Annotated in this window: 2 protein-coding genes; one reads left to right on the forward strand and one right to left on the reverse strand. The window is 69.8% G+C overall.

Annotated elements, in window-relative coordinates:
• Positions 1–1409 (reverse strand): PAS domain-containing protein (locus StrepF001_RS44515; RefSeq protein ID WP_129803765.1); only part of this gene is annotated, 1409 nt, incomplete at its 3' end.
• Positions 1410–1664: 255 nt separating this feature from the next.
• On the opposite strand from StrepF001_RS44515, the gene StrepF001_RS44520 reads away from it, so the two are divergent.
• Positions 1665–4754, forward strand: coding sequence for a glycoside hydrolase family 2 TIM barrel-domain containing protein (locus tag StrepF001_RS44520; protein WP_129803766.1), 3090 nt, complete (start codon positions 1665–1667; stop codon positions 4752–4754).
• The last annotated feature ends 112 nt before the right edge of the window (positions 4755–4866 follow it).

Raw genomic sequence — 4866 nt, forward strand, 5'->3', positions numbered from 1 at the left:
TGATCCCGCTGTCCGGGATGCGGGTCGAACCAGTCGCCGCCCACCTCGGCCCGGGCCGCCGGAAGGTACCGTGAGGACGCCTCCAGGGCGGCCCTGCGCGGCAGCGACTGCGGGAGCAGGCTGCGCTGGAGGGCGAGGGTGGTCTCGCGCTCGCGGGTGTAGCGGCGGGCGTTGTCGATGCAGACGGCGGCGCGTGCCGTGATCTCCTCGGCCAGGAGCTGGTCGTCCGGCGTGAAGGGGTCCGGGCGCCGGAAGCGGGTGAGGACGGCGACGCCCAGCGTCGTGCCGCGGGCCCGGATCGGCACGGACATCGTGGCGTGGATGCCGTACCCCCTGACCCGCTCCATCCGGGCCTTGTCCCAGGTCAGCCACTGGGTGAGGTCATCGGAGGGGGCTTGCGCGACGATCGTCCGGCCGGCCAGCACGGAGTCGGCCTGGGGTGAGGAGGCGGGGTACACGTCCAGCTGGCCCGGTGGGACCACGGCCTCGAAGCTGCCCGGATCGACCGACTGATGGGCCGCCCGGCGCAGGGTGATCGGCGCGGTCGGCGGCTCCGCGGAGGGTTCGCCCCCGAACTCCGGCGGGTCCAGCAGGTCGACGCTGACGAAGTCGGCGAGGGCGGGAACGCAGACATCCGCCAGCTCCTGCGCCGTCCGGGCGACGTCGAGTGTCGTGCCGATGCGGAGGCTCGCTTCATTGACCAGACGGAGCCGCTCGCGTGCCAGGTACTGCTCGGTGAAGTCGTGCACGGCGACGCACACACCGCACACCCGCCCGGTGCCGTCGGTGATCGGCGCCATCCGGGCCAGCCGGGCGTCGACCCGGCCGTCGTCGCCGAGCGGCACGTGGGTGTGGACATCGTGCCCCCGGCCGGTCGTGAGCACGTGGTGCAACTGCTGCTCGATCTCCTCGCCCTGGGTTCTGGCGAGGAACTCCGTCGCCCGTAGCCCCCGGACACGCTCCTCGGGCAGCCCGATCAACGCGGCCATGTCGGCGTTGATCCGGTACACCCGGAGCCGCTCGTCGTGGATCGCGACGGCGCAGGGAGTCTGGAGGAGGCCGGCCTTCTCCAGCGGATCGTCGGCCGGTCGGTCCCGGTCGCCCTCCAGGGGTGTCACGACGAGCCAGTCGCCGGTGCCGCCGTCCGGTGGCTGCCGATGGTGAGCGAGCAGCCACACGGACACCGTACGGCCGTCCCGGTGACGCAAAGTGAGCGTTCCGTCGCAGCGGGGTTTGCGGAGAGCCGGCGCCGTGCCCTCGATCAGCTGTGCGGCGGGGCGTCCCACGACCTCGTCGGCCGTCCAGCCCAGCAGCCGCCGCGCGCCTTCGCCCCACTCGGTCACGGTGCCGTCGCGGTCGATGGCAGCCCGGGCCGTGGCGGCCTCGTCGAAGGGGTAGACCGGGCTCATCGTCGTCACTCCATCGCGCATACGCACAGTGAACGGTTGGGCCACTTCAGTTCCAGCCTAGTGCGTTGTGGTCCTGCGTGAACCGGCCACGGGGACACCCGGGTACTCCGGGTCAAGAGACAGATCCGGCCGATGTGACACCTGGGCCAGAAGTGCATCACCCGACCCTTGACGGGCCTGTGTGGCAGCCCGTCAGAATCTGTTTGTTCACGATCAGTTGTGAGTACTTCTGGGCCCTGATGAGGGAGAGCCGCCATGTCGGTCACTCGCAGATCGGTTTTGATCACCGGTACGGCCGCATCGGCCGCCGGAGCGCTGCTCGGCGCGCCGGGCGCACAGGCAGCCGAGGGCGCCGCCCGGGTCACGGGCCGCCACACCCTCGCCCTGCGCGACGGCTGGCGCTTCGCCCTGGTCAACCCGGGCGACATCACCGACCCGACCGGCGCGTACGCCGGCGCCGCCGAGCCCGGCCACGACGACTCGGGCTGGCGCGAGGTCGCGGTGCCGCACGACTGGAGCATCGAGTCCGCCCCGACCACCGAGCACGGCACCACCAGCGGCACCGGCTTCTTCCCCGGCGGCCTCGGCTGGTACCGCCACACCTTCACCCTGCCGCCCGCCCTCGCGGGCAAACGAATCTCGGTGGAGTTCGACGGTGTCTACATGGACTCGTACGTCTACTGCAACGGCAAGGAGGTCGGCCGCCACCCCTACGGCTACACCGGCTTCGCCTTCGACCTCACCGACCTGGTGCACGCCGACGGCAGCACCGAGAACGTGCTCGCGGTCAAGGTGCAGAACCGGCTGCCCAGCAGCCGCTGGTACTCGGGCAGCGGCATCTACCGCGAGGCCCGCCTCGTCGTCACCGAGCCGGTGCACGTGGAGCGCTGGGGTACGTACGTCACGACACCGGAGATCACCGAAGAGCGGGGCGTCGTACATGTGCAGACCTCGGTGGTGAACGCCTCCGGCGGCGGCACGGACGTCGAGATCATCTCGCGGATCGTCGATCCCCGCGGCCGTACCGTCGCCCGTACGTCCTCCACGGTCCCCGTCACCGACAAGGCGACCGAGACCCATGAACTCACCGTTGCCGAGCCGAAGTTATGGGACTTCGACACCCCGCACCACCGCTACACCCTGAAGACCGAACTGCGCGTCGGCGGCAGAACGACCGACACCTGTCGCACCACCTTCGGCTTCCGCACCTTCCGCTTCGACCCGGACGAGGGCTTCCACCTCAACGGCCTCCACAGCAAGATCAAGGGAGTCGACCTCCACCACGACCTGGGCGCTCTGGGCGCCGCCGTCAGCATCGACGCGATCCGCCGGCAGATGACCATCATGAAGTCGATGGGCGTCAACGCCTTCCGCACCTCCCACAACCCACCCACCCCGGAGATGATCCAGGTCTGCGAGGAGATGGGCATCGTGATGCTGGTGGAGGCCTTCGACTGCTGGCGGACCGGCAAGAACCGCTACGACTACGGCCGGTTCTTCGACGAGTGGGGCGAGAAGGACGCCACCGAGATGGTCCTCGCGGCCCGCAACTCGCCCGCTGTCCTGATGTGGTCCATCGGCAACGAGGTCCCCGACTCCACCTCCACCGCCGGGCTCGCCATGGCCGACCGCGTCATCGACGCCATCAGGGCCGCCGACGACACCCGCCCGCTGGTCATCGGCTCCGACAAGTACCGCCGTCTGCCGGCCAAGGGCTCGGCGGCCGATCTGATGCTGGCCAAGCTGGACGGGCTGGGCCTCAACTACAACACCGCCAAATCCGTCGACCAGTTGCACGCCGCCTATCCCCACCTGCTCCTCTTCGAGTCCGAGTCGTCCTCCGAGACCTCCACGCGCGGCACGTACCAGGAGCCGGAGCGCCTCAACACCGGCGAGAACTACACACCGGGCAGGCGGGCCACCTCGTCGTACGACAACAACCTCGCCTCCTGGACCATGAGCGGCGAGTACGGGCACAAGAAGGACCGGGACCGGAAGTGGTTCACCGGGCAGTTCCTGTGGTCGGGCATCGACTACATCGGCGAACCCACGCCCTACGACGTCTTCCCGGTCAAGGCGTCCTTCTTCGGCGCGGTCGACACGGCCGGCTTCCCGAAGGACATGTACTACCTGTTCCAGAGCCAGTGGATCAGCGAACCGATGGTTCACCTGCTGCCGATGACCTGGAACCACGCGGAGGGCGACACGGTCGAGGTGTGGGCGTACTCCAACGTCGACACCGTGGAGCTGTTCCTCAACGGAAAGTCCCTCGGCACCCGGACGTTCGACACCAAGAAGACCGTCGACGGCCGGGTCTACCTGGAGACCACCGAGGCGACCGGCGACGACAAGACCTTCACCGACGGTCCCTACCCCGGCAGCTACACCAGCCCGAACGGCAGCGCCGGCAAACTCCACCTCACCTGGAAAGTGCCGTACCGGCCGGGGGAGTTGAAGGCGGTGGCGCGCAGGGACGGCAAGGTGGTCGCCACCGATGTGCTGCGCACGGCCGGTGCGCCGAAGGCCGTACGCCTTACCGCCGATCGCAAGTCCCTGGCCGCCGACGGCCGTTCGCTGGTCTTCGTGACCGCGGAGATCGTCGACGCCCGAGGTGTGGTGGTGCCCGACGCCGAGGACCTGATCTCCTTCGAGGTGACGGGCGGCTCGCTCGCCGGGCTCGACAACGGGCGGGAGGAGAGCGCCGAGCGCTACCAGGCCAGCACGCGTACGGCCTTCCACGGCAAGGCGCTGGCGATCGTACGGTCCGGTACGAAGCCGGACTCCCTGAAGGTGACCGCACGGGCCGAAGGCCTGCGGACGGGCAGCCTGACCGTGAAGACGACTCCCGCCCGGTCGGCCGCACTCACCCCGGCCGCGGTCTTCGAGCCCGACTACCCGGCGCCCCCGAACCACCCCCACGCGGACGCCAGTTACTCGGGCCGTCCGGACACCCTCCCGGCCGCGATGCTCGACGGCGACCCGGCCACCGGCTGGTCCAACGGCTTCCACAAGGCGGCCACGGCCCTGCTCCCCGCCTTCGACGGAGCCCGGGCTGAGGACTGGGTCTCCGTGGACTTCGGCCGGACGCGGACCATCGACCGGGCCGAGGTCTCCTTCACCGTGGACACGACGCACACCCTGCCCGCGTCGGTGGAGGCCGAGGTCTGGGACGGCCGGAGGTACGTGCCGGTCGAGGGGGCGGCCGTGGACTGGGCCACTGCCTCGGACACGCCGACGGTCATCACCTTCGACGCCGTACGCGGCTCCCGGCTGCGGCTCACGATGACGAGCTGCCACCCGGGCGAGGCTCGAGGAGCGGTGCGGATCAGCCGACTTGATGCTTAGAAACGTATGAGTGATCCGGACGGGAACAGCCCCGTCCGGATCGTTGGTGGGTCCCGAGGAGCCCAGACTTGAACCCTCCCCCAACCGAAGCAGAGGGATTCCTGGCTCACGC

Origin of the sequence: Streptomyces sp. F001, assembly GCF_004187715.1 — a bacterium.
Classification (GTDB): Bacteria; Actinomycetota; Actinomycetes; order Streptomycetales; family Streptomycetaceae; genus Streptomyces; species Streptomyces flavusporus.

Coding starts and splice junctions, on each gene's coding strand:
- StrepF001_RS44520 (WP_129803766.1), top strand. CDS start 1,665: ATGTCGGTCACTCGCAGATCGGTTTTGATCACCGGTACGGCCGCATCG.